We start from the raw sequence: 24606 nt of genomic DNA on the forward strand, positions 1-24606 counted from the left end.
TTTATACGATTTATAGGCTTTATATTTATATGATCTATGCCACTTGTCTAGAGCCTAGCTGCGAGCGATACGAAGCGCGAGGGAGCCGCGCGCGGCAGGATGCTGTAAAATGCCCGATTTGGCATAGCGGACAAGAGAGGGAAGAGCGTGCAACCAGGTGATCCGGCGGAACTGCGAACCCGATTGGGGCGCAACCTGACCTATGGCCTCCTTGATTCGCTGGGCCGCGCGATCGTCATCGGCGCTTATGAAGACCAGCCCTTTCCGACCGAGGCCGAGCTGGCGAAGCAGCATGGCGTCAGCCGGCAGGTGACGCGCGAGGCGGTGAAGATGCTGACCGCCAAGGGGCTGCTCAGCGCGCGCCCGCGCCAAGGGACTATCGTCCAGCCCGCGACGACGTGGAACCTGTTCGACACCGACGTGCTGCGCTGGCTTCTCGAACGCAAATTCTCGGTCGACCTGCTGCGCCAGTTCAACCAGCTGCGCGTCGCGATCGAGCCCGAGGCGGCCGCGCTCGCCGCCGTCAATGCGAGCGACGCCGATCTCGAACCGATCTTCGCCGGCCTGAAGCGCATGGAAGCGGCCGAACGCGGGTTCGACGACCCGCTCGACGCCGACATCGCCTTTCACGTCGCGATCCTGCGCGCGTCGGGCAACCCGTTCTTCGTCCAGTTTCGCGACGTGGTGACGACCGCGCTGCGCAGTTCGATCCGCTTCACGAACCGCATCAAGGGACGGTCGGCGAGCGTTCCCGATCATGCCGCGGTCAGCGAGGCGATCGCGCGCCGCAACCCCGACCGCGCGCGTAAGGCGATGAAGAAGATCATCGGCGACGTCCTCGACCTCATCGAAACGAGCGAAACCTAGTCGGTCATGGCGATCGGCAGGATCGCACCGTCGGGCGCGTAGCCGACGCGCTCGACCGCTATGCGGCGTTTGCCCTGCAACGGCGCGCTTTTGTCGCGTGTCGGCCAGCGGTGATAGACGATCAGCCAGTCGCCGCTTGCGGGGTCGCGCACGAAGCTGTGATGTCCCGGACCCTGATGGTCCGCATCGGACTGCAGCAGCACCCCGCGATAGCGCCAGGGGCCGACGGACGACGGGCCGGTCGCATAATGAACCGAATAACCGGCGCTGTTCCATCCGCCGTGACTGTAGGAAAGATAATAGACCCCGCCGCGTTCGTGCATGAAGGCGCCCTCGGTAAAATGGGGCGGCTGTTCGGTGGCGACCTCGTCGGCGATCGACAGCAGATCATCCGTCAGCCGATAGATGCGAAGGCGCGATCCGGCGCTGCCACCGGCGTAGAGGTAAAAACGGCCGCTCGCGGGATCGCGAAATGCCATCGGGTCGATTGCCTCGAAACCCTCACCGCCAGTGAGCAGCGGGCGGCCGGAGTCCGCGAACGGGCCCTGCGGCCGATCGGCGACCGCGACGCCGATCCGGCTGGGCGTGGGATTTTGCGGACCGACCGAATAAAAGAGATAGTAGCGACCGTTCGCCGCGATCAGCGCCGGTGCCCACAGATAGTGGCGAGGAGCGCCGTCATCGTCGATCCAGCCGATCGCGTCACGACGCAGGATGACGCCGCGAAACCGCCAGTGCCGCAAATCGCGCGTCGTCCACGCCGACAGCCGATCTCCGCCGCCGGTCGGATAGACCCATAGTTCGTCGCCGATCGCCATCGCATGCGGGTCGGCCCCGACAATCGATTCCGTCCCGGAAACCGCGGCGGGCGTGATCGGGCCGGGCAGCATCATCGCTGCCGCGGCCGCCCACGCCCACCGAGGGCGGGAGGATATCATCAGAAGCGCGCGCGCAGGCTCGCTCCATAGAAGCTGTCGTCGACGCGAATGTCGTGCGGGAAGGCGGGCGTGTGGAAATAGCTGTAATATTTGCTCTTGAGGACGTTCACGCCGTCGACGCTGAGCGCCAGATTCTCGTTGATGTCATAGCTGACCGAGAAATCGAGCCGGCCGTTCGCCTTGACGCGATTGAACTTCGCGCCGTCACCCGGCACCAGCAGGCCGCCGCCGAACAGACCCTCGTTAAACTTGCCGCGCCAGGTATAAACGACGCGCGCGGTGAAGCCGTATTTCTCGTACAGCCCGCCGATATTATAGCTGTATTTCGACACGCCGAGCAGCGGTTCGCCGACGAGCGGATCGGTCGGGGTCTTGATCTTGCTGTCGGCGAAGGTGAAGTTTCCAAACATGCCGAGGCCGTCGAGCCCTTCGGGCAGGAAATCGAAGAACATCTGGCCGCTGACCTCGACGCCCTTCAGCTGCGCGCCGCCCAGGTTGCGCGGACGCGAGATATTATAGGTGATGCCGTCGATAACCTCGGGCTCGACGCCGATCGCCACGCGATCCTTGATCTCGCGATAATAGACCGCGGCCGACACATAGCTCGACGGGCCGAAATAATATTCCGCCGTCGCATCCCATGCTTCCGATTTCTGCGACCGCAAATCCGGATTGCCGCCATTGCCATTGGGGCGGATATTCGCGTTGTTCGGCACTTGATAGAAAAGGCCGGGATTAAGGTCGCCGAACGCCGGGCGCGACAGCGTCTTGGCATAGCTGGCACGCAGCTGGAGTTCGGGCGTCAGCTTCAGCCGGACGCTGGCGTTCGGCAGGAAGTCGGTTTCGGTGCTCGACCGCCGCACGGGCGTCAGCACGCCGCTCACCCGGCCCGTCCCTTGCAGGTCACGGTCGTTCGTTACCCAGCGCACGCCGACAAGGCCGTCGACCAGCATGTCGCCGCCAAGATCGGCGGCATATTTGACCTGCACATAGCCCGACATCGTCTTTTCGTTCGCACGGTAGCTGCGCGACGGATCGGGCGCCGGGTCGCCCGTCGGCGCGCCATAGAGCTGGCGCAGGAGGTCGGTGTTTTCGCGCAGGAAGTCAGGATCGGGGGTGTACCAGTTCGCCCCGTTGTTGATGAACGGGATCGACGCCGGCGACAGGATCAGGAAATCCGACGGCAGCCCGACCGAATTGACCTGCGTGACGCGGTTGCCGCCGGGCGCGGCGGGGCCGCCGGCGAAGCCTTCGAACGACGCCTTGCGGTCCGCATAGCGAAAGCCGAGCTGGATCTGGTCGATGAAGCTTTCGACGTCGTAGCTGAAGTCGGTCCGCCACGCCTTCAGCGAGCTTTTCGATGTGTTGATGTCCTGAAACAGACTGTTCGCAAAGCGGAAATCATTCGGATCGCTGAGCGGATCGCCCGTCATCACGGTCGTCCCATGGCCGTTGTCGTTGATGATGACATTCACCGCGGGGATCGTCTTGCCGATATCGACGATGATGTTGCGCGCCTTGAACGTCGTGTCAAAATAGGAAAGATCGGTTTCGAAATGGATGCGGTCGTTATCGTACCGCATGCCGCCCGCGATCAGCCATTGGTCGGTCTTGTCGCGCTTCGCCTGCGTACTGGTGAGGCCGGGGACATTGTTGAAGGTCGCGCTTTCGCCGAGGCACAGATTCTGCGTGGTCCCGCCGTTTCTGGTCGGGAAGCCGCCGCCGTCGACCTGCGCCGTGAAACATTCGTCGCCCGCCACGGCATTGGTGATGCTTTGCGCCGCGAAAATGTCGGAGAAGATGAAATTGGTGGCGAAACGCGAGCGATAGCCGCTGTAGAGACCGTCGACATACAGCTCGAGTTCGGGGGTCGGTTTCCACTGGAGCGCGAGATTGGCCTGCGGACGGCTGTAGCTGCCGGTGTCGGTCAACCCGCCGACGCACGTCGGCAGCACGATCCCCGCGGCGCCCGGAGGCCCGTTGGAGCCCGAGCGCGGATCGCAGTTGAACGAGATCGGCCGGTTGAAATTCTGATCCGAGTAGGAAATGTTGAGGAGCGCGCCGAATTCGCCGTCGCCGACGTTCCAGCGGCCGCTGATCAACCCGCCGAGCGTATAGCTGAACTTGTCGACTTCCTTGCCATAAGTGCCGCGCGCGTTGAGCGCGACGCTGACGCCTTCCTTGAAATTGAACGGCTTTTGCAGCTTGAGGTTGATGACCCCGGCCACTCCGCCTTCGAGCAGGTTGGCCGAGTTGGACTTGTAGACTTCCGCACCCGCCAGCGCCTCGGCGGGCAGGTCCTGAAAGGCGAAGCCGCGGCCGACGCCGGTGAAAATCTCGCGTCCGTCGAGCGTCGTCAGGATATCGCCGATGCCGCGCACCAGCGGGCTGACGACCTCGTTGTTGAAGCCGTTGACGGTCTGGATGCCGGGCACGCGCTGCAGCGCCGCGGCGACCGTCGAATCGGGGAATTTGCCGATGTCGTCGGCGACGATGACCTCGACCACCTGGTCCGAATTGCGTTTGATGTTGCGGGCGGCCTGCAGGCTGGCACGCTGGCCGGTCACGACGATTTCGCGATCGGTCGGCGCGGTGCCTTCGCTGGCCACGCTGCCGGTTTCGACTTGCTCGTCCGCCGTCTGCGCCGCGGCGGACGCCGATGCGAGCAAGGCCGCCATCGACGCACTCGTAAACATGAACAATCTGGTCTTCATCGGTCGTCTCCCCATAGAGCTGCCAGGTGGTGTTCACCCGATCTTGTTGATTTTAAATATCTTATTTGTAATACAAATTATTCAGGCACAAAAATTTGAAGGATTGGAAGGGCGTTATTTCGTCGGCACGACACCCTTCGGCGCGGCGGTCAGGCGCTTGATCAGGTCGACTTCCGCCTGGCGATACGGCGTGCCGTCGCTGCGCAGAACCTCGTGAAACCAGATCGTCGGCTCATCGCCGGTGTAGGGCTTTTTCCAGCTATCCCACGGCAGCCGCGTCTGCGATTTGCCGTCGACGAAGCCCCAGTTGATCATCGCGACGCCATATTTCTTGCCCAGCGGCAGCGAGCCGTCGAAGGTCGATCCATTGCCGCGCGCCATATATTCGGTGCACAGCAGCGGCCGGCCATAGACTTGCAGCTGCTTGACGCGGCCTTCGAAAGTTTCCGGCCAATTATAATCGTGGAAGGAAATGACGTCCGACTGCGCGACCTGGATCTTCTCGACCGCATCGAGCTTTTTCATGTCCGACCAGTCGTCGCCGATCCACAGCCCGCTGGTCAGCGGCTGTTTCGGCTTTGCACTGCGCGCCCAATCGAAGACCTGACCGAGCAGTCCGGCGACCATCGCCTTCTTGTTCGGCGTCGGTTTGTAATTGCCGCCGCCGTCGTTGTTCGGCTCGTTCCAGACGTCCCAGGCGAGGACGCGATCATCGTTCGCGAAACGGCCGACGACGTCCTTCACATAGGCTTCAAGCTTGCCATGCTGCGATTTGTCGGCAAGCCGCGCGGCGCCCGGCGCCTGCATCCAGCCGCTGTTGTGGACGCCGGGGATCGGCGGATGCTGCGGGCCCGCAACGGGGTCCGGATCCCAGCAGCTGTCGAAGAGCACGAACATCGGCTTGATCTTGTGCTTCGCCGCGATGGCGAGGAACTGGTCCATCCGCTGCTTCAGCCCCTCGGGATCATTTTCCCAGAGCAGATTGTGCAGATAGACGCGCATCGTGTTCATGCCCATCGCCGACGCCCAGCCGAGTTCCTTGTCGATCGTTGCGGGATCGAAGGTTTCCGCCTGCCACATCTCGAACTGGTTGATCGCGGTCGCGGGGTTGTAATTGGCCCCGACGAGCCACGGCTGCGCCTCGTACCAGCTGTGCGCCTGCGCCTTGGTCCAGCGTTCGGCGGCATGCGCGGGCGATATCAGGAACAGCGCGGCGCAGACGAGCGCCATCAATGTGCGAAGCATCTCACTCTCCGAAAAAGAGACGGTAAACCATCTTGTTTATATAGGTTTCGCCCGGGGCCAGCCGGGCCGAACCGAGCGCGGGCTGGTTCGGCGTGTCGGGGAAAATCTGGGGCTCGAGGACGATCGCATCGCCCTGACGATAGAGCCTGCCCGCCTTGCCGACGACGGTGCCGTCGAGGAAGTTGCCCGAATAAAATTGCACCCCGGGCTGGTTCGACCAGAGCTCGAAGCCGCGGCCCGAAACCGGTTCCTCGACCCGCGCGAGCTGGCGCAGCGCCTTCGACACGGTCTTCGCGACGACGAAATTATGGTCATAGCCCTTGCCGATCACGATCTGCGGATCGCTCGCGTCGCGCACCCGCTCGCCAACCGCGTGCGGCGTGTTGAAATCGAACACCGTGCCCGCGACGGGCTGGAACACACCGGTCGGAATCAGCGTTTCGTCGACCGGGGTATAAGCCGCTGCGGGAATGGTCAGCACATGCCCCATCGCCCCCTGCCCCGACCCCTCGCCGGCAAGATTCCAATAGCCGTGGTTGGTGATGTTGACGATCGTCGGCTTGTCGGTCGTCGCGCGATATTCGATGCCGAGCTCATTCTGCTCGTTGAGCGAATAGGTCGCCAGCACGGTGAGCTTGCCCGGATAGCCTTGGTCGCCGTCGGGGCTGACATAGCGCAGCGTGACCGACGCCGTGTCGCCCTTCTTGACCTCGACAACCTCCCACAACACCTTGTCGAAACCCGCGGTGCCGCCATGGAGCGAATTGCCGATGTTGTTGACCGGCGTCTGATATTGCTTGCCGTCGAGGCTGAACTTGCCCTTCGCGATGCGGTTGGCGAAGCGGCCGACGGTCGCACCGAAATATTCGGACTTGGCGAGATAGCCGTCGATCGAGGGATAACCGAGCTGGACGTCGGCGACCTTGCCCTGCTTGTCGGGCATCATCAGCGACTGGATCGCGGCGCCCCAGTTGATGATCGTCGCCGAAACGCCTTTGGCGTTGGTCAGCGCCACCGCCTCGACCTGCCGCCCGTCGGGGAGGGCGCCAAAAGGCTTGCGCTGGATTTCCGCCGCGCCCGCGGGGGCAAGGGCCAGCGCCCAGCCGGCCGCCCCGATTGCGAGCGATGCCGCAAGCTTCGCCTTCATGATGATCTCTCCCTTTTCATGGTCTATCACGCACCCTTTTGCGAGTAAAGCCGTTTAATATGATAATTAACTTGCGAATTGGCGTGGAGCGAATCCCCGGACGCCGGCATCGACCTCGAACAAGGCACCGGCGTGCAGCGACGCGGTGTCGTCTTCGGCGGCAGAGGTGACAAACAGGCGGTCCAGATCGGGGCCCGCGAAGGCGCAGCTGGTGAGTTGTGCCGCGGGCAGCGCAATGCTGCGGTCGAGGCTGGCGTCGGGGGCATAGCGTTCGATGCGCCCCGCACCCCAGAGCGCGATCCACAGCCCGCCCTCGGCATCGAAGGTCATGCCGTCGGGAGTGCCGTCGCCATCCGAAAAATCGAGAAAAATGCTGCGATCGTACAGACGGCCGTCGTCGGCGATGCGATAGCGATAGACTTGCCCCAGCTTGCTGTCTGTGTGGAACAGATGCTCGCCGCCGGGCATCAGCGCGGGGCCGTTCGCGATCGTATAGCCGGTATCGACGCGGGTGACGCGGCGGTCGGGGTCGAGCCGATAGAGGCTTCCGCTCGCACCCTCGCAATCGAACGGCATCGTCCCCGCCCAGATGCGCCCCGCGTCGTCGGCCTTGGCGTCGTTCATCCGGTTGACGGGCAGGTCGGGCTCGGGGTCGTGGAACGGCGTCACGGTGAAGGGATCGAGCCGCAGTTCGGCGAAACCGCTTTGCAAACCGGCGATGAAACCATCACCCGACGCGCGTTCGATCACCCAGCCGATCGGCTCGGCGAGCGTCCAGCGGGTCACTTCCTCGCCCGCGAGGTCGAGGCGATTGAGCGCGCAGCCGAGGATGTCGACCCAGTACAGCGCATTGTCGCGCGGCGACCACAAAGGCCCCTCGCCCAGCCGGTCGCGCGTGCCGCGCTCGACGATCTCGAATGCGCTCAATGGCTATCCCTCGGCAGGCCGGCATTTTGGGCGAGGCGCTGAAATCTGGTCGCGTCCTCCAGCGCGGCGCCGCTATCGAACTGACCGACCAATTGGCGCTGGATTTCCTGCCAAGGGGTCTGCGAAGCTGGATAGGCATAACCGCCCGCTTGCTCAAGCCGGGCGCGGCGTACCGCAAGCTCGGCGTCGTCGACCAGCATGTCGGCGGTCCGGCGGACCAGATCGACGCGAATGATGTCGCCCGTCGCCAGCAGCGCCAGCCCGCCGCCGGCGGCGGCCTCGGGCGATGCGTTCAGAATCGAAGGACTGCCCGACGTCCCCGACTGCCGCCCGTCGCCGATGCAGGGCAATGTATGGATTCCCCGCTTGATGAGTGCGACGGGAGGCTGCATGTTCACGACTTCGGCGCCGCCCGGATAGCCGATCGGTCCGGCGCCGCGGATGACAAGAATGCAATCCTCGTCGATGCCGAGCGCCGGATCGTCGATGCGCGCGTGATAATCTTCGGGGCCGTCAAAGACGATTGCACGGCCTTCAAAGACATTCGGCCGATCGGGGTCCGACAGATAGCGCGCGCGAAAGGCGTCGGAGATCACGCTCGCCTTCATCACCGCCGAATCGAACAGATTGCCGCTGAGCACCATCAACCCCGCATCCTCGCGAAGCGGCGACGCAAAGGGCCGGATCACCGCCGCGTCCTGCGTCACGGCTTCGCCGCAATTTTCGGCGAGCGTGCGGCCGTTGGCGGTCAGCACAGTCCCGTCAAGCAGCCCCTGGCGCAGCAGTTCGCCGATCACCGCCGGGACGCCGCCGGCGCGATAGAAATCCTCGCCCAGATATTCGCCCGCGGGCTGCAGATTGACGAGCAGCGGAACATCCTCGCCCTCGCGCTGCCAGTCGTCCATCGTCAGTTCGACGCCGATATGACGCGCGATCGCATTGAGATGGATCGGCGCATTCGTCGACCCGCCGAGCGCGGCATTGACCTTGATCGCATTCAGGAACGCGGCGCGGGTCAGGATGTCGGAGGGCTTGCGATCGGCATGGACCATCTCGACGATCGTGCGGCCGGTCTGCCACGCGCATTCCTGGCGGTCGCGATAGGGCGCAGGGATCGCCGCCGATCCCGGCAACGCCATGCCCAGCGCCTCGGCCAGGCTGTTCATCGTCGTCGCGGTGCCCATCGTGTTGCAATAGCCGGTCGACGGCGCCGAGGAGGCGACGAGCTCGACAAAGCCCTTATAGTCGATTTCGCCCGCCGCGAGCATCTCGCGCGCTTTCCACACGATCGTCCCCGACCCGGTGCGCTGCCCCTTGTACCAGCCGTTGATCATCGGCCCCACCGACAGCGCGGCCGCGGGGATGTTCACCGTCGCCGCGGCCATCAGGCACGCGGGGGTCGTCTTGTCGCAGCCGATGGTGAGCACGACGCCGTCGAGCGGATAACCATAGAGCGTCTCGACGAGCCCGAGATAGGCGAGGTTGCGGTCGAGCCCCGCCGTCGGCCGCTTGCCCGTTTCCTGAATGGGGTGCACCGGAAATTCGATCGGGATGCCGCCCGCATCGCGAATCCCCTGCTTCACCCGATCGGCGAGAATGATGTGGTGGCGATTGCACGGCACCAGATCGCTGCCCGTCTGCGCGATCCCGATGATCGGACGGTTCGACTGCAACTCCTCGAGCGACAGGCCATAGTTCAGATAGCGCTCGACATAGAGCGCGGTCATGTCGGGATTGTCGGGATTGTCGAACCACGATCGCGACCTCAGGGCCGGCCGCTTCGATCCGCCGTCGTGCTTGTCGTCCGTCACTTCATTTCCTGACTTGGTTCAATGTCATTTGAAGGCCGCGACCAGCCGGTCATACTGCGCCTTGCTGATCTCGATCATCGATCCGTGCCGCGCGCCGGCGGGCACTGCGTAGCGGTTCCATTCGGTCACCCCGCTGTTCCCCGACATCTGGAACCACGGCCCCTGCAGCCGCGGCGCCTTCGACAGACCATAGCTGGTGCCGGCATATTGCTCATAATAGAGCAGCCAGTCGGCGCCGTTCGGCGCGCGGATGATCGTCGGCGCCTCGCGGAAATTGGGGCTGAGCGCCGGGCCGGGCGTTGGATAGGGACCGGTCAGGTCCTTCGCGCAGGTGATGCGGACGGTCTTGCCCGTCGTCCAGGCATAGGAGGGGTAACGCTCGTCCTTGAGGATCGCGCAATAGCCGCCCTCGGGGTTCGGCTGGATGACCGTGTCGATCGTCGCCATCTCCCATTCGAACAGCCGCCGCGGCGGCGCGGCAAAGCTTTTGAGGTCGGGCGACAGGACATAAAGCGTGCGCTGGCTTTCCCAATAGCGCTCGGGGTCGCTCGCCGATCCCGGCACGGTCGGTGTATGCCAGCTCAGCAGGAAGCGCTTCGACGGCTTGTCGAAATAAAGCTTGGGCGCGCCGATGCGCTGCAGCGGATTGGCGAGACCGACCGCCGACTGCAGGTCGGGCTGATAGGTGCCATAGGGCGCCCAGTTGACCAGATCGTCCGACACCCAGAAACGGATCAGCGGATCCTCGTCGCTCTTGTTGCCGACCAGATAATAGCGCCCGTCGGGACCCTGTGCGATCGAAGCGTGGCCGTGATAATCCTTCGACACAGGCTTTCCGCCATTGAGCTCAGTCCAGTAGAGGCCGTCGCGGCTGACCGAATAATAGAGGATGCCGTAATGCCCCGTCTTCATATGCGCGAACAGATAGGCTTTGTCGGGATGGACATAGGTGTCGGGCGCCGAGGAAGGCTGCGTGTTATCCTGCGCCAGTGCGGGCGCGATCAGCGCGGCGAATGCAAGGCAAGCCATCGACAATCTGCGAAGCGGCATAAACTCTCCCCTCTGCGGACCTTGCGCGGCCCCTTGCATATGCTTCGATCTCGTATAAGCAGATATATATGATAAATAAAGAGGACGCGATGGGCGAGAAGAAAGATTTTTCGGGAGCGAGCGAAGGCGCGGAAATCCGCCTTGCGCTGGTCGGCATCGGCAAGATCGCGCGTGACCAGCACCTGCCGGCGATCGCGGCCGATCGGCGCTACCGGCTGGCCGCAACGGCAAGCCGCAACGATTCGGTCGACGGCGTGCCGGGCTATCGCAACATCGACGAGTTGCTTGCTTCCGGCCTGCCGCTCGACGCCGTGTCGCTGTGTACGCCGCCCGAAGGGCGCGCCGATATCGCGCGCCGCGCGATCGATGCCGGTCTGCACGTCATGCTCGAAAAGCCGCCGGGAGTAACCGCCGAGGAGGTCCGCGCGCTCGCGCGTTATGCCGCGGCAAAGAGCGTCACGCTGTTCGCCTCCTGGCACTCGCGCGAAGCCGCCGCGGTCGACACCGCGCGCGACTGGCTGTCGGGTCGCGACGTCACCGGCGGGCGGGTCATATGGAAGGAGGATATCCGCCAGTGGCATCCCGGGCAGGAGTGGATCCTCGAGCGCGCGGGCATGGGCGTCTTCGATCCCGCGATCAACGCGCTCTCGATCCTGACCCGCATCCTCCCGGCACGCTTCGACGTCGAAGCCGCCACCCTCGACATTCCAAGCAACCGGTCGGCCGCGATCGCCGCCGCCTGCACTCTGCGCAGCGCCGAAGGCTATCAGATCGAAGCCGATCTCGATTTCCTGTTCGCCGGCGCGCCAAGCTGGGACATCGAAGTTGCGACCGATGCCGGGCGATTGATCCTGCGCGACGGCGGCGCGACGATCGAGCTGCCCGGCGCCGCGCCGCATAGCGGCGAAAATTGCGAATATCCCCGCCTCTATGATCGCTTCCACGCGCTGGTCGAAGCCGCCGAAATCGACGCCGACACCGCTCCGCTCGAACTCGTCGAACAAGCCTATGACCTCGGCACGCGCCGCAGCGCGCCGCCGTTTGAATTTTGAGAGGAAACCGGCAGGAGAGCTCGTGATGCGGAACGATAGCGAAGCCCTCGACCGCCGAACCCTCCTCCGGCTGGCCAGCGGAACGGCGCTGGCGATGGGAGCGTCCCCCGCGCTCGCTGCGAGTCCCGCGCCGACCGATGTCGCGCAAATCTGGCCGGGCCGCGAACTTGTCCGGCTCTGGCCCGGCGCGGCACCGGGCACGCCCGCGCGCCTGCCGCCGTTCAAGATCGAGGACCGCGGCACCCCGACCTTCCTCAACCGCGTCGTGAGCGGGATCGCGGATCCCGCGATGATCGTCTGCCGTCCCGCCAGACCGAATGGCACGGCGATATTGCTGATGCCCGGCGGCGGTTATGGGGTCGAATATGTCGACAACGACGGCCTGCGCGAGGCCGACTATTGGACGGCCCGGGGCATTACCGCTTTCATCCTGGTCTATCGCCTGCCCGGCGAAGGCTGGGTCCGGCATTCGGACGTTCCGTTGCAGGATGCGCAGCGGGCGCTGCGGCTGATCCGCGCGTGCGCCGACGATTATCGCATTGCGTCCGACCGTATCATGCTCCTCGGCTCGTCCGCGGGCGGCCACCTCGCGGGATCGCTCGCAACGCGTTTCGGCGAAGACGTCTATTCCCCTGTCGATGCCGCCGACCGACAATCGGCGCGGCCCGATCTGGCAGCGTTGCTCTATCCCGTCATCTCGATGCAGGCGGAGATCACGCATTCCGGCTCACGCGCGGCGCTGATCGGCGCGGACGCGCGTCCGTCGCTTGTCGACCGATATTCGGTCGACCGCTGCATTGCCGACGATACCCCACCGATGTTCCTCGTCGCGGCGGGCGATGACGACATCGTGCCGGTCGAAAACAGCATCCTCGCCTATCGGGCGATGCTCGCGCGAGGGCGCAGCGTATCGATGCACCTGTTCGAAACCGGCGGGCATGGCTTCGGCCCGAACTTGCCCGCCGCGAGCCCCGCGTCGCGCTGGCCCGATCTGCTTCTGGCCTTTGCCGCCGCCCGCGGGCTTCTGGAATGAAGCCAGTGCCGGACGCGCCTAGCGCTCGCGGCCACCCGACGGCACCGGAAGCCTTTTTCCGATAGCGACGGGCGCGCCGAAATCCGGCCAGCCCGCGCCAGTCCATCCAAAACGCTGGATATGCGGCGCCCGTTTCGCCGTGCAGCCCATGCCCGCGGCCGGATTGGCATGATAGATGATCCAGTTCTCCCGGCCGTCGGGCGACCGGAAAAAGCCGTTGTGCCCGGTCGCATAAACGCCGTTGGCGCTTTTGAAGACGGGCTGCGGCGACTTGTTCCACGCGGCGGCGTCGAGCGGATCGGCGCCCGGCGGCGCGCGGAGCAGCCCCAGCGAATAATCGTCGGACCAGCAGGCACTGGCCGAATAGGTCAGGAAAAGATCACCCTTCGGGCCGGGCAGAAATTCGGGCCCCTCGACAATCTGCCGCCCGCCCTGCCGTTCCCAGACATGGTCGGGCCGCGCGATCACCGCCTCGCGTCCTTTCAGGGTCCAGGGACTCTCCATCTCGGCAATCGCGATCGCGCTGTCGGGCCCGATATAGGGCGAATAGACAAAATAGCGTTTGCCGCCGTGATCGAAGACGGTGCCGTCGATCCCGGCGTGCGCCGTATTGACGCGGCCGCGGTCGATCCATTTTCCGCGCAACGGATCGGCGCCCGCATTTTCCAGGACAAAGACCGCGCGATGATCGTCGTCGGTGAACCCGCTGGCGGTCGCGGAATAATAGAGGAACCATTTGCCATCGATCCGGTGCAGTTCGGGTGCCCATATCGAATGCGCGTTCGCCCCCTCCTTCGGTGGCGTCCACACGGTCACCGGCGCGACCTCGCCCAGCCTCGCGACATTGTCGGTCCGCCACAGCGCGATCCGGTCGCCGAGCGTATGGGTGTAATAATAATATCCGCCGACCTGCAGGATCCACGGATCGGGACCCGAGGGAAGCAGCGGGTTGGCGAAGGTGGCGACACCCGCCTCCTCAGCCGCCGCAGGCAATGCGAGACCGCCGATTGCCGCGACAGCAACACCCCACGCGACCCGCCGGACGAAACGGCGCGCAAGACGGTTGGCCGAACCCGAAAAAAGCATGCACCTCTCCTCATCGCTCTGATCATTATTTATAATATAAGTATGATCAAATTGGCAACCGACGACTTGAGCGCGTATGCATGGAGGCGTTCTGGCCGGTAGCGGCCTGTCAGCTTTCACTTCGGAAATTGTGAGCGCGGCGGCCCAATCACGTAAGGATTTCGCGCTCCATCCGGACTGTGGCCGTAGGGCCACAGCGCCGCATGATTCGTATCCGGCGGGAGCTTCGCGTTCATCCTAACCCTTTTCCCGAGCGTTGCTGACGCGGCTGCCGGATTTCGGCGACCGCACACATATGCCTGAAAACAACAGGAGGAGAGGATAATGACCCAATTCCAGCAATTTGCTCGGTCGGGAACAGCCGTCATCGCCGTCGCGGCAGCTCTGGCAAGCGCCGCCCCCGGCAACGCACAGCAATCGGAACCGCTTCGGCAGGACAGCACGGCCGAAACATCGGGGGAAACCATTGTCGTCACCGGTTCGCGCATCCGCCGCGACCCGCTGGATCAGGAAGCCCCGATCGCGTTCATCGGTCAGGAGGATATCGCGAAGACCGGTCTCAATTCGGTCAACGACGTGCTTCAGCGGCTGCCCAGTTCGGGCGGCGGTCTCAACAGCAAGTTCAACAACAGCGGCAACCTCGGCAACCCGCCCGACGGCGGCGGCGTCGGCGCGGGCGCGGCCGAAATCGACCTGCGCTACCTCGGCTCACGCCGCGTCCTCGTGCTCGTCGATGGCATCCGCTATGTGAACGGGGCTTCGGCAAGCGGCGTCCCCGGATCGACCGACCTCAACTCGATCCCCGAAAGCGCGATCGAGCGCATCGAGGTGCTGCAGGACGGTGCCTCGGCGATTTACGGTTCGGACGCGATCGCGGGCGTCGTCAACATCATCACCAAGAAAAGCCAGGAGGGGCTGCGTGCCAGCGCGCAGGTCGGCGGTTATGGCCAGGGCGACGGCTTTACCAAGAGCGCGCAGGTGAGCTGGGGCAACGGCCGCGGCCCGACGCAGATCGTCGTCGGCGCCAACTATGTCCAGCAGGACGGCGTCCTCGCGGGCAGCCGCGCAATCTCGCGTTTCCCGGCGCCCTATTCGAACACCTGCCTCGATGGCGGCTGTTCGGGCTTCGTGCCGCTCGGACGCTTTATCGTGTTCGGGACGCCCGATGCGCAAGGCCAGATAGTAAGAAATGATTTGACCCTGCGCGGCCCGGTAATCGGCCGCAACCCCGTGTACAACGCGGGCAATCCAACCGATCCGGCAAGCGATTTCAAGGCCTTTGGCAACGCCGACCGCTTCAATTTCGGCCCGTTCAACTATCTCCAGATCCCGGTCGAGCGCTATGGCGCCTTCGTCAACGCCCGCCAGGAAATCTCCGACAGCATCAATTTCTCGGTTCGCGGGATCTGGAACCAGCGCAAATCGAAGAACCAGGCCGCGCCGCTGCCCTTTGGTTTCGGCCCGGCCGCGGGGCTGACGCCGGTGCTCGACGCGATCACCGTCGATGCGACCAACCCCTTCAATCCGTTCGGGGTAACGCTCGACGCGAGCAACACCGATCTGGTCTATCGCCGCTTCGTCGAGGGCGGCCCGCGCCGCTTCAACCAGACCGTGACCACCCTCTATGGCGTCGCGACGCTCGACGGCAGCTTCGACATCGGCGGCGGGCGCAAATGGTATTGGGACGTCAACGCCGCCTATGGCCGCAACAAGGCCAAGCAGACGATGTTCGGCAACATCAATTCGGATCGCCTGCGCCGCGCGCTCGGCCCGGTCGCCGCCTGCACCGGCGAATGCGTGCCGTTCAACATCTTCGGCGGGGTCGGTTCGATCACCCAGCCGATGATGGACTATGTCATGTTCACCCAGCGCGACCGCAGCCGCCAGTCGACCTTCAGCGCCTCGGCCAACATCACAGGCAGCCTTTTCGACCTGCCGGGCGGGCCGCTCGGTATCGCCATCGGGGCCGAATATCGAAAGCTCAAGGGCAGCTTCGATCCTGACCCGATTGTCGCCGCGGGCTTCAGTTCGGACATCCCGGCGCTGCCGACGCGCGGCAGCTATGACGTCAAGGAAGCCTATGTCGAACTCAGCGCTCCGGTGCTGTCCGACACCCCCTTCTTCGACCTGCTCGAATTCACCGGCGCGGTGCGCTGGTCGGACTATTCGACCTCGGGCTCGACGACGACGCTGAAGGGCGGGGTCAACTGGAAACCGATCCAGGACCTGCGCCTCCGCGCCTCCTATGCCGAAGGCTTCCGAGCGCCGTCGATCGGCGAATTGTTCGGCACCCAGTCGCGCTTCGACCAGCAGATCAACGATCCCTGCTCGACCTCGACGACCACGGGCCAGAACTGGAACAATAACACAACCGTTCGGACCAATTGCATTGCCCAGGGGGTTCCGGCCGCCGGCTATGCGCAGGCCAATCCACAGATTTCGGTGCTCGTCGGCGGCAATCAGGATCTGGCCGCCGAAAGTTCGAAGAGCTGGATTTTCGGCGGCGTTTACAGTCCCGGTTTCATCCCCGGCCTGTCGATCGAGGCCAATTATTACGACATCAAGATCAAGGGCGCGATCCAGGCGGTGAATGCCGAGATCACGCTGGCGCAGTGTGCCGGACAGAATGATGCCGACGCCTGCGCGCTTGTCACCCGCGCGGGCGGCGGACAGCTGACCTTCGTCGAAGGGCTGCTCCAGAATATCGCCGGCATCCGTACCAAGGGGATCGACGCCAACCTGACCTACCGGACACAGAAAACGTCCGCCGGGCGGTTCGGCTTCACCTGGAACAACACCTTCCTCACCCAATATGACGTGATCGTGCCGACCGCCGACGGCTCGCTGGTCGTCAGCCGCGAGGGGACCGAACAGGGCAGTCCCAGCCAGGCCTTCCCCAAATGGAAGTCGGTCGGGATCCTCGACTGGGACGGCGCATCGATCGGCGCGACGCTGACCGGCCGTTATGTTTCGGCGATCCGCGAACCGCTGGCCAACGACAACAAGTTGAAGGCGCGCTTCTACACCGACTTCCAGCTGCGCTGGTTCCCGGCGGAGGACCCCGAGGCCTTCGGCTTCGCGCTCGGCGTGAACAATCTGTTCAACGTCAAGGCGCCGGGGTGCATCAGCTGCGACATCAACAATTTCGATCCGACCGCCTATGACTTGCCCGGACGCTATTATTACGTCCGCGCCAGCTTCAAGATGTAGGCATTCGCGCTTGGAGGGTGATCGATCTCGCGCGAGACCGATCACCCCTTCGCATTGGGATCCAACATCCTCTACCTGACGGGCGGAACGAAAGAGGCGGAAGCGCCGATGCGCGGCGCGATCGACCTGACCGCCTCGCTCGATGGCGAAATGCGGGCCTTGCCGGCCGCGTGGGGCACATTCGGAGAGGTGCTGGCAGGCCGGTGCAGGCCAGCAACGCGTTTCGAAGCGTCGGTAGCGCTGCTGACGGGGATCGAATTCGGGCAGGCCGAAAGTGGTGCACCCGACTGGATTCGAACCAGTGGCCCCCAGATTAGGAATCTGATGCTCTATCCTGCTGAGCTACGGGTGCGCCGCCGCTCGTGTAGCGGTGCAGCGCGCAAAGCGTCAATCGGGATGGATCAATTGGCCGCCTCGGGCGGAACGATCGGTACGAGCAGGGGCATCGCGGCGATCCCGTCGTCGTGCAGCGATCGCGCCTCTTCGGGCGAGGCCTGGCCGTGGATCAGGTCTTCGGCCGCGCGTCCTTCGTGCATCGCGCGCGCCGCATCGGCGAACTCGCGCCCCACCCAGCGCGACTGCGGCAGCATTTCGGCCTGCTTTGCGGCAATGTCGGCGAGCAATTTGCGCACCAGGTCGGGCGACGCCTCGTCCGAGCCGGACGGCTTGGCGGGCGGCGGAGCGACCGCCTGACGGTTGGACTTGGCCCCCACTCGCGGCGCCATCACCGCCTTTTTCACATCGTCATCGCCGCACACGGGGCAATTGATCAACCCGCGCGCCTGTTGCTCGCCAAAGCTCTCGCTGCTCGCGAACCAGGCCTCGAAACGGTGATCGCCCGCGGCGCAGCAAAGGTCGAAAACGATCAAGGTCAGCCCAGCCCCAACAGCGGATCGAGCCCGCCGCGCGCATCGAGCGCCGCCATATCGTCGCTGCCGCCGATATGTTTTCCGTCGATGAATATCTGCGGGACGGTGCGCGCGCCACCCGCGCGTTCAACCATCGCATCGAACCCGGCGCGGTCCATCGTCAGGTCGATTTCCTGATATTCGACGCCCTTGCGTTCGAGCAGCGCCTTGGCGCGCGAGCAATAGGGGCAGAAGAACTTCGTAAAAACTTCGATCTTGGCCATGCGGCTATCCTGTCATCCTTCACTCGCCATATCGGAATCCAACGAAGCAAAGTCAAATATGTTGCTTGTCATGAGGGCCTCGGGAACGACGCGCGCCCATGTTAGAGCGGACACTTGTGCGGCGCCGCTGCGCCCGAGCACCCGCGCCGCCGCGCGCAGCGTCGCGCCGCTGGCATGGACATCGTCGACCAGCACCAGATGCCGTCCCGCCGCGCGCGCCTTGCCATCGCCCGCCAGCGCAAAGGCACCGGCGACGATCCGGTCACGCTCGCGCCGCCCCTTGCCGCGCAGCGATGCCGTCGCCTTCGTACGCAAAAGCAGGTGATGATCGCGCGGTACGCCGGTCAACCGTGCCAACTCGTCGGCGATCAACGCCGCCTGATTGAACCCGCGCGACCACAGGCGCCAGCGGTGCAACGGCACCGGAACCAGCAGCATCGCGTCGATATCCCCCAGCGTGGCGAGATGCCGTGCCATCAGCCGCGCCATCAGCCGCGCATGCCCGGTCCGCCGCCCATATTTGAGGCGCAGCGCCACCGTGCGCGCGACGGGGCCATAGGCGACCGCTGCGGGTGCGCCCTCGAACGGCGGCGCGCTCGCCAGACACGCACCGCATTGGGTCGGCCCGCCGGGCAAGGCGGCGGGCAGCGGAATCGAGCAGCGCGAACAACAAGGCCCATCGAGAAAATGGAGCGACGACCAGCAGGTCAGGCAGAATTGGCGGTCTTCGCCGACGATGATCCCGCATCCGGGACAGCGCGGCGGCAGCGCATAATCGACAACCGCGCGCGCCGCGGCGCGCAAAGTGCCGCGCCAGGCCCCGGCCGGCGCGCCGTCTTTTTCGACATCCCCCGTCGTCGTCGCCATCACCGGCTTGTGAAGCATCGCCGGGGGCGGCACAAGCGGCGCATGTCGCAGCCTCTCCGCCCGCTTTTCTCCCCCGCCCGCCACCGCGCCCAGCGCGACCGCATGGCGCGCCTGCCCGCATCGGCCAATTTCCTCGCGCCGCTCATCGCCGAAACCCTGCTCGACCGGCTCGCGATGGTGACGCGCGAATTTCCGCGCACGTTGCTCATCGGCGCGCATGATGCCGCGCTCGCCGATCATCTGCGCGCAACGGGCACCGCCCTCACCATCGCCGAGGCGGGGCCGCGCCTTGCCGCCGGAACCGGCGCGATCGCGGTCGAGGCCGACGCCATCGACCTGCCCTTCGCCAGTTTCGACCTCATCATCTGGCCCGGAGGGCTCGATAGCGTCAACGACGTGCCCGGCGCGCTCCTTCGCCTCCGCGCCCTGCTCGCCCCCGACGGCCTGTTGCTCGGCGCCTTCGTCGGCGACGGCAGCCTGCCCCGCCTGCGCCGCGCGGTAATGACCGACGGCGTGCGGTCGATCGCGCGGCTGCACCCGCAGATCGACCTCGCCGCGATGGGCAATCTGCTCCAGCGCGTCGGCTTCACCCTGCCCGTCGTCGATGTCGACGCGCTGACGGTGCGTTACGGCGACTGGTTCGCGCTGGTACGCGACCTGCGCGCCGCCAGCCTGTCGAGCCGGCTCGCGCCCGCCCCGCCGCCCCTGACGCGCGAAGAAACCGCACGGATTGCCGCCGCTTTCGCGGGCCAGGCCGATCCCGACGGCCGGATCGCCGAAAGCTTCCGCATCGTCCATTTCAGCGGCTGGGCGCCACATCCCGACCAGCCGCAGCCCGCACGGCGCGGCAGCGGCACCGCCTCGCTCGCCGAAGCGCTCAAACCAAAGGACTAGATCAAAGCCTCCAGAAGCCCGATCAGCGGCTTGTCGGCGGGCGGCATGTCGAGCCCGTGCAGTTCGACGGGGCGTACCCAGCGCAGCGCGCTGGCGTGCTGTGCCACCGGCGTCCCGCGCCATTTGCGGCAGACGAACAGTAACAGCAGCAGATGCCGGTTGCCGAGCATGTCGCTCGCGAAACAGGCGGGCGCAAGGCAGGCGTGATCGACATCGATCGCAAGTTCCTCGCCCAGTTCGCGGATCAACGCCTGCTCGGGCGTTTCGCCGGGTTCCAGCTTGCCGCCGGGGAATTCCCACAGCCCCGCCATCGACAGACCTTCGGGACGCTGCTGGACAAGCAGCCTTCCGTCGCGGTCGATGAGCGCGGCCGCCACGACAACGAGCGAGGTTTCCTGCGGTTTTCCGGGGTCTGGCACGGACAAATTGTTAACCTTCCTGTGTGAATATGGGCACCCTCGGGAACTATAATTTCAGTCAGGGGTGGAACAATGCGAAACTTTTACAGGCTGATGCGGTCGACCAGGGCCGCCACAGCCGTCGAATACGGGCTGATCCTGGCCCTTGTCTTTTTGGCGGCCGTCGTTGCGGTAGGCAATGTCGCCAACTCCACCAACAGCATGTGGGGAAGCGTCTCGAACGCTGCCCAAAAAAATATGTAGCACCGCGACGGTCGTCCCTTTTCGGGGCTGCCGCGCACCGGTTTCGGGCGGGTGCCATTAAGATTTTCAAAACCTATTCACCCTAAACCCCCAGATGTTGACCCAGACCAGACCGTCAACAGGGTAAGTGAAATCAGGAGACCAGTCATGAAGTTCATCAAGAAGTTCGTTCGCGATACCAAAGCCGCCACCGCCATCGAATATGGCCTGATCGCGGCCCTCATCGCCGTCGCCGGCATCGCCGCGATGGGCGCAGTCGGCAACAGCGTCGGCAACACCTTCAACAAGGTTTCGACCGAGCTCAACAATAAGACGACCACCCCGTAATCGGGTTGGTTTGCGCCGCTATTGCGGTGGAAATCCGGAAAGGGCGGTGGAGCAATCCACCGCCCTTTTTCTTGCGCGCGCTGAAAGCAATTATCTGCTGGCGTACACGACGATCTTCACGCGCTGTCCCGGGGTCAGGCGGCTCGATGCTGTCAGGCGGTTGAGCACCTGGAACCGTTCGGTCTGATAATTGCTATAGGCCATTCGCCGCGCCAGGCTGGCAACCGTATCGCCGCGCCCCACGGTCACGACGTCGATCCGCCGCGGCCTGATCGCCGCCGCTTCCGCCGTGCTCAGCCGCCGGACGCTGCTGAACATCGAATTGAACGCGCTGCCGCCACCCGCCTGCGTCAGCGCGACGAAATGAAACGCGCTGCTGCGCGAAAATTCATAAGCGAAGACGGTGACATCGACTTGCCCCGACTGGGTATTCACCCGCGCGGTCGAATAGGATGCCGGGATGCCGTTCACCGTCGTGCGCTGGATCGCGCCGGGGCTGATCGACGCGTTACCCGCCACCGCCCTGAATGCCGCGGTGATATAGGCATTCATGTCGCCGCTGTACGGCCCCGTCGTAAATTGCGCCTGCCCGCCATTGCCGCTGACCGATACCGCATCGGCACCGTTCTGCATGCCATAGCCGTTCGGCACCGTGAAACGCAGCCGGAGGTCGGGGTGCAGGAAATCGCGCCCCTCAACCACGCCCTGCGCCGGATCGTCGCCATAAAGCACATTGTCGATCGAAGCGAGAAAGGCATCGGCATTGCGGTTGCCGCCACCACCGCCCGCCCGGCTCGCCAGCGTCTGCGCGTTGCGGACGCGCGACGCGGGGTCGGGGTGGGTGCTCGCCCATTCGGGCAGCGAGCGCGCGTCGCCGCCCGACAGACGGGCGTCGAGCGTCGTCTGGTTCGCAAGGCTCGTCAGCATCGTCGACAGCGCCATCGTGTCATAGCCCGCGCTGCGCAGATATTGGACGCCGAGCTGGTCGGCCTGCAGCTCCTGGCTGCGCGAAAAGCCCAGCGTCGCAAGCTGTGCCACGCGCATCGAATTATTCTGAAGGAGCCCGCCCAGCCCGCCGAGCAGCCCGCCATTGTCGCCGATCGCCCCGCCCAGCACCGCGCCGAGCACGCCGAGGATCTGGTTGCGCGTCGCCGCCGACTGGCGTTTCTTACTGTGCTGCGCCGCGACATGCCCGACCTCGTGCCCGAGCACGCCGGCGAGTTCGGCTTCGTCGTTCATCAGCGCCATCAGCTGGCGCGTGACATAGACATAGCCCCCCGGGATCGCGAAGGCGTTGTTCACCGGCGAATTGAGGAGGGTGACGGTAAAATCGCTTGGGCTACGCGACAGGCCCGACTGAACGGCGATATTCTGTCCGACGCGGTTTACATAGGCGGCCTGCGGGCCGTTATAGGCGCCGCCGAATTCGGCCATCAGCTGCGGATGCGCGTCGGTGCCTTGCTTGCGTTCGGCGGGCGAAATGCTCGTCGCGGTCTTGATCGCCTTCAGCTGTGCGTCGGCCGCGCCGGTCAAGGCCAGGCTACCGAGCGCTGCCGATGCCGCCAGCTTGATCGCCAGCCCGTTTTTCGTCTTCCGCACCATCGAAGCGCCTCCCTATCCGTTTCTTCTTTCAGGAATATCCCCGATTCACCACAAGGCAAGCCGCATCCGCGGTGCCCTTGGCGAAAGAAACGCGAAGCCCGGCGATCGGGTTCCGGTTCAGGCGCGGCGCGCCTGAATTTATGGGCCGCTCAAGCGCGGCCCATGGCGAGGAATTTTTCCTCGCGCGCCGCGAGCAAGGTTTCACGCGGCAATCCTGCCAGCGCGCCCAGTTCCTGCTCGATCGCATCGCCGAGCGCGGCAATCGCGACTTCGGGCGCGCGATGCGCGCCGCCAACGGGTTCGGTGACGATGCGGTCGATGATTTTCAGCCCCAGCAGGTCCTGCGCCGACATCTTCATCGCCGCGGCGGCGTCGGCCGCCTTGTCCGACGTGCGCCACAGGATCGACGCGCAGCCTTCGGGTGAAATCACCGAATAGACGGCATGTTCGAACATCAGCACGCGGTTCGCGGCGGCGAGCGCGATCGCGCCGCCCGAACCGCCCTCGCCGACCACCGCGGCGACCATCGGCACGCCCAAGGCGAGGCATTGTTCGGTCGAGCGCGCGATCGCTTCGGCCTGGCCGCGCTCTTCGGCCTGGATTCCGGGAAAGGCACCCGAGGTGTCGACCAAAGTCACCACCGGCAACCCGAAACGGTCAGCGAGCTGCATCAGGCGGATCGCCTTGCGATACCCCTCGGGCTTCGCCATCCCGAAATTATGCTTCATACGCGACGGGATATCGTCGCCCTTTTCGTGGCCGATGACCATCACGCGGCGGCCGCGGAATCGCGCCATTCCGCCCAAAATCGCCTGGTCGTCGCCGAAATTGCGGTCGCCGGCCAGCGGCATCCAGTCGTCGAACAGGCCGGCGACATAATGTTTGAAATGCGGGCGGTCGGGGTGCCGCGCGACCTGCGTCTTTTGCCAAGGCGTCAGTTTCGAATAGATTTCGCGGAGCAATTTCGAGGATTTGCCCTCAAGCTGCGCGATATCATTGTCGATGTTGAGCGTGGGGTCGTCCCCCATCTCGCGTAGCTCGGCAATCTGCCGATCGAGCGCGGCGACCTGTTTTTCGAAATCCAGAAAGGCTGTCATAGGCGAGCGCTAGGACGAAGGCGGCTCAACGTCAACGTCCGGGTCGAGGCGGGCCATCCGCGCCAGCGGATGCCGTTTGTTGACCAGTTCGACGAGGCGGCGGCTGTCGACATGCGTGTAGATTTCGGTCGTCGCGATATCGGCGTGGCCGAGCATCAATTGCAGCGCGCGCAGATCGGCCCCGCCCTCGAGCAGATGTGTGGCGAATGCGTGGCGCAGCACGTGCGGGCTGATCGCGGTTGGGTCGACCCCCGCCCGCGCGGCAAGGTCGCGCAGCATCTGGAACAGCCGCACGCGCGAGATATGCGCCTTGCCCGACGGGAACAGCCAGGGCGATCCATCGGCGAGGAGCGGCAGCCAGCGATCGAGCACCGTGCGCGCCCGTTCGGACAGCGGGACCAGCCGCTCCTTGTCGCCCTTGCCGCGGATGATCAGATATTCGCGCCCGCCGGCGATCGCGCGGCGGGCCAGCGACACCAGTTCGCTGGCGCGAAGGCCCGACCCATAGAGAAGTTCGAGCAGCAACAGCATCCGCACCGCCGCGGCGGGCGGCGCTTCTCCCGCCGCTTCCTCCTCGGCCTGCTCGAACAATCGCTCGACATGGTCGTGGGTCAGGATGCGCGGGAGCGGCCGACGCGTCGCGGGCCGCGCAATATCGAGCGCCGGATTATCCGTCCGCTCGCTTTCATCAAGCAGGAAGGCGAAAAACTGGCGCAGCGCCGACAGCTTGCGCGCCGCACTGCTTGCCGCAAGCGACTGATAATCCGCCATCAATTTGCGCAGGTCGCCCGCATCGGCGTCGACCAGCCGGCCTTTCACCCACTCCGCCGCCTGTTCCAGATCGCGGCGATAGGCAGCCAGCGTATTGCGCGACGCACCGCGCTCGGCCGCCATCATTTCGAGGAAGCGGTCGATCAGCGCCGCGTCAGACATCGCCGATGTCCG

General features: G+C 64.8%; 21 protein-coding genes and 1 tRNA gene. 6 read left to right on the plus strand and 16 right to left on the minus strand.

Features of this window, described 5'->3' with window-relative positions:
- Positions 1–183 precede the first annotated feature (183 nt).
- Positions 184–867, plus strand: a complete 684-nt coding sequence (locus ATE70_RS07575; RefSeq protein WP_443028826.1) for a FadR/GntR family transcriptional regulator — start codon at positions 184–186, stop codon at positions 865–867.
- On the opposite strand, the gene ATE70_RS07580 is transcribed toward ATE70_RS07575, so the two are convergent.
- The 7 genes from ATE70_RS07580 to ATE70_RS07610 form a co-directional block, all read right to left on the minus strand.
- Positions 864–1805 (minus strand): family 43 glycosylhydrolase, encoded by a 942-nt coding sequence (locus ATE70_RS07580; RefSeq protein ID WP_231740060.1) that lies wholly within the window; start codon positions 1803–1805, stop codon positions 864–866. The genes ATE70_RS07575 and ATE70_RS07580 overlap by 4 nt on opposite strands.
- Positions 1805–4519 (minus strand): TonB-dependent receptor, encoded by a 2715-nt coding sequence (locus tag ATE70_RS07585; RefSeq protein ID WP_231732619.1) that lies wholly within the window; start codon positions 4517–4519, stop codon positions 1805–1807. The genes ATE70_RS07580 and ATE70_RS07585 overlap by 1 nt, the downstream gene beginning before the upstream one ends.
- A 114-nt stretch (positions 4520–4633) precedes the next feature.
- Entirely contained in the window at positions 4634–5764 is a 1131-nt protein-coding gene (locus tag ATE70_RS07590; protein WP_058537322.1) for an endo-1,4-beta-xylanase, read from the minus strand.
- A gap of 1 nt (position 5765) precedes the next feature.
- A complete protein-coding gene (locus ATE70_RS07595; RefSeq protein ID WP_058537323.1) occupies positions 5766–6911 on the minus strand; it encodes an aldose epimerase family protein in 1146 nt (381 codons plus the stop codon).
- A gap of 66 nt (positions 6912–6977) precedes the next feature.
- Positions 6978–7838 carry an SMP-30/gluconolactonase/LRE family protein gene (locus tag ATE70_RS07600; protein ID WP_058537324.1) on the minus strand — a complete coding sequence of 287 codons (861 nt, stop codon included), beginning with the start codon at positions 7836–7838 and terminating at the stop codon, positions 6978–6980.
- A complete protein-coding gene (locus ATE70_RS07605) occupies positions 7835–9565 on the minus strand; it encodes an IlvD/Edd family dehydratase (RefSeq protein WP_231732627.1) in 1731 nt (576 codons plus the stop codon). The genes ATE70_RS07600 and ATE70_RS07605 overlap by 4 nt, the downstream gene beginning before the upstream one ends.
- 108 nt (positions 9566–9673) lie before the next feature.
- On the minus strand, positions 9674–10699 hold the full coding sequence (locus tag ATE70_RS07610; RefSeq protein WP_156419633.1) for a glycosyl hydrolase family 43: 1026 nt from the start codon (positions 10697–10699) through the stop codon (positions 9674–9676).
- 68 nt (positions 10700–10767) lie between these two features.
- Here ATE70_RS07610 and ATE70_RS07615 point away from each other — a divergent pair, with 68 nt between their 5' ends.
- Positions 10768–11751 carry a Gfo/Idh/MocA family protein gene (locus ATE70_RS07615; protein ID WP_231732620.1) on the plus strand — a complete coding sequence of 328 codons (984 nt, stop codon included), beginning with the start codon at positions 10768–10770 and terminating at the stop codon, positions 11749–11751.
- Between the two features lie 25 nt (positions 11752–11776).
- Positions 11777–12784: an alpha/beta hydrolase gene (locus ATE70_RS07620; RefSeq protein ID WP_058537327.1), complete on the plus strand. Its 1008-nt coding sequence runs from the start codon at positions 11777–11779 to the stop codon at positions 12782–12784.
- 18 nt (positions 12785–12802) lie between these two features.
- On the opposite strand, the gene ATE70_RS07625 is transcribed toward ATE70_RS07620, so the two are convergent.
- The gene (locus ATE70_RS07625) at positions 12803–13870 is read right to left on the minus strand and encodes a glycoside hydrolase family 43 protein (RefSeq protein ID WP_058537328.1); all 1068 of its coding nucleotides are present in this window, start codon (positions 13868–13870) and stop codon (positions 12803–12805) included.
- Between the two features lie 324 nt (positions 13871–14194).
- On the opposite strand from ATE70_RS07625, the gene ATE70_RS07630 reads away from it, so the two are divergent.
- Positions 14195–17080 carry a TonB-dependent receptor domain-containing protein gene (locus ATE70_RS07630; RefSeq protein WP_058537329.1) on the plus strand — a complete coding sequence of 962 codons (2886 nt, stop codon included), beginning with the start codon at positions 14195–14197 and terminating at the stop codon, positions 17078–17080.
- 275 nt (positions 17081–17355) lie between these two features.
- On the opposite strand, the gene ATE70_RS07635 is transcribed toward ATE70_RS07630, so the two are convergent.
- From ATE70_RS07635 to ATE70_RS07650, 4 genes are all read right to left on the minus strand, one after another.
- Positions 17356–17432 (minus strand) — tRNA-Arg (locus tag ATE70_RS07635).
- A 49-nt stretch (positions 17433–17481) separates the two neighbouring features.
- On the minus strand, positions 17482–17949 hold the full coding sequence (locus ATE70_RS07640; protein ID WP_058537330.1) for a DUF1178 family protein: 468 nt from the start codon (positions 17947–17949) through the stop codon (positions 17482–17484).
- A 2-nt stretch (positions 17950–17951) separates the two neighbouring features.
- A complete protein-coding gene (gene grxC / locus ATE70_RS07645; RefSeq protein ID WP_037518367.1) occupies positions 17952–18212 on the minus strand; it encodes a glutaredoxin 3 in 261 nt (86 codons plus the stop codon).
- A 12-nt stretch (positions 18213–18224) separates the two neighbouring features.
- The gene (locus ATE70_RS07650; protein WP_231732621.1) at positions 18225–19097 is read right to left on the minus strand and encodes a ComF family protein; all 873 of its coding nucleotides are present in this window, start codon (positions 19095–19097) and stop codon (positions 18225–18227) included.
- Between the two features lie 24 nt (positions 19098–19121).
- Here ATE70_RS07650 and ATE70_RS07655 point away from each other — a divergent pair, with 24 nt between their 5' ends.
- Positions 19122–19973 carry a methyltransferase domain-containing protein gene (locus ATE70_RS07655; RefSeq protein ID WP_058537331.1) on the plus strand — a complete coding sequence of 284 codons (852 nt, stop codon included), beginning with the start codon at positions 19122–19124 and terminating at the stop codon, positions 19971–19973.
- On the opposite strand, the gene ATE70_RS07660 is transcribed toward ATE70_RS07655, so the two are convergent.
- Positions 19970–20398 carry a (deoxy)nucleoside triphosphate pyrophosphohydrolase gene (locus tag ATE70_RS07660; protein ID WP_058537332.1) on the minus strand — a complete coding sequence of 143 codons (429 nt, stop codon included), beginning with the start codon at positions 20396–20398 and terminating at the stop codon, positions 19970–19972. The two genes, ATE70_RS07655 and ATE70_RS07660, sit on opposite strands and share 4 nt — an antisense overlap.
- A 384-nt stretch (positions 20399–20782) precedes the next feature.
- Here ATE70_RS07660 and ATE70_RS07665 point away from each other — a divergent pair, with 384 nt between their 5' ends.
- Positions 20783–20962 (plus strand): Flp family type IVb pilin, encoded by a 180-nt coding sequence (locus ATE70_RS07665; RefSeq protein WP_058537333.1) that lies wholly within the window; start codon positions 20783–20785, stop codon positions 20960–20962.
- A 90-nt stretch (positions 20963–21052) separates the two neighbouring features.
- On the opposite strand, the gene ATE70_RS07670 is transcribed toward ATE70_RS07665, so the two are convergent.
- The 3 genes from ATE70_RS07670 to ATE70_RS07680 form a co-directional block, all read right to left on the minus strand.
- Positions 21053–22564, minus strand: coding sequence for a M48 family metalloprotease (locus ATE70_RS07670; RefSeq protein ID WP_058537334.1), 1512 nt, complete (start codon positions 22562–22564; stop codon positions 21053–21055).
- Between the two features lie 149 nt (positions 22565–22713).
- Complete coding sequence (locus ATE70_RS07675) at positions 22714–23661, minus strand: acetyl-CoA carboxylase carboxyltransferase subunit alpha (protein WP_058537335.1); 948 nt, start codon at positions 23659–23661, stop codon at positions 22714–22716.
- Positions 23662–23670: 9 nt separating this feature from the next.
- Positions 23671–24594: a tyrosine recombinase gene (locus ATE70_RS07680; protein ID WP_058537336.1), complete on the minus strand. Its 924-nt coding sequence runs from the start codon at positions 24592–24594 to the stop codon at positions 23671–23673.
- Between the last annotated feature and the right edge of the window lie 12 nt (positions 24595–24606).

The sequence above is a fragment of the Sphingopyxis sp. H053 genome (assembly GCF_001468225.1).
GTDB lineage: Bacteria > Pseudomonadota > Alphaproteobacteria > Sphingomonadales > Sphingomonadaceae > Sphingopyxis.